Annotated in this window: 2 protein-coding genes; both read right to left on the bottom strand. The window is 63.4% G+C overall.

The window, feature by feature from the left end:
* Positions 1–6 precede the first annotated feature (6 nt).
* Positions 7–438 carry a hypothetical protein gene (locus A5788_RS01725; protein WP_064869997.1) on the bottom strand — a complete coding sequence of 144 codons (432 nt, stop codon included), beginning with the start codon at positions 436–438 and terminating at the stop codon, positions 7–9.
* The coding region (locus A5788_RS01720) for an integrase core domain-containing protein (protein WP_156525426.1) at positions 428–807 on the bottom strand (380 nt) is incomplete at its 5' end. The genes A5788_RS01725 and A5788_RS01720, both read right to left, overlap by 11 nt.

Below are 807 nucleotides of genomic sequence, written 5' to 3'. Positions count from 1 at the left end.
GGTCGACTACGAGAACACCGCAGTCACCGAGCCCGAAGCCGCATAGAGGAGTCCTCCACGATTCCGGGGGAACCACATATTCTCTAGGTCAAGAGGATTGGGTAGCGTCTTGATCAGGTGGGTGCCGTTGGTCGCGTGGATCAACTCGCCGTCGATCCGCAGGGTGACCCGGCTGCCGGCCGTCACGACGCCGAGGGCGAGTTCATGTCCACGAACAATGACGATGCCGTCGCGGTTCGCGGTCCGGTCGATCTCGATAGCTCGCGGCCGATGGGTGGCGGTGGAGGTGTCGAACGCGGCTTGCGCCGGTCTGGGCCGGCCCGGGCGGGTGCCGCGGGCGCGGAGTCGTTGCAGGTCTGCGGTGGTCAGCTTCGACCGGACCGTCTTGATCACGATGTCGTCGCAGATGATGTACACGCTCGACAGGTCAGCCCACATCACGACACTGCGCTGCGCATAGTTTCTTTCCGACCCACACCTGTTGCACACCGGCAATAGTCACTACACCGGACGGCGGCACGACAGTGTCGAACTCAATGGCGGAACTCGACTGATCGGCCACGGTTGGAGCTGGCCGAACGACTTCGGCTTCCGGTCGGATCTCGGCACCAACAGGCTTGCTGGGCATGGTGTCGGGATCGGTGCTGCGACTGCGGAACACGCTGGCAGGGGTGGCCATGTTCAGCGACTGATGCGGTCTGCAGGTGTTGTAGGCGTGGACCCATTCGTCGATAGCCGTTTGCGCGGTCTCGATGGTGTCGAAGGCGCCAGTCTCGTCGAGAAGCTCCCGGCGCAATGTGCGATGGA

The organism is Gordonia sp. 852002-50816_SCH5313054-c (assembly GCF_001665925.1).
Lineage (GTDB): Bacteria > Actinomycetota > Actinomycetes > Mycobacteriales > Mycobacteriaceae > Gordonia > Gordonia jacobaea.
This window is presented reverse-complemented; position numbering and strand designations above follow the sequence as displayed.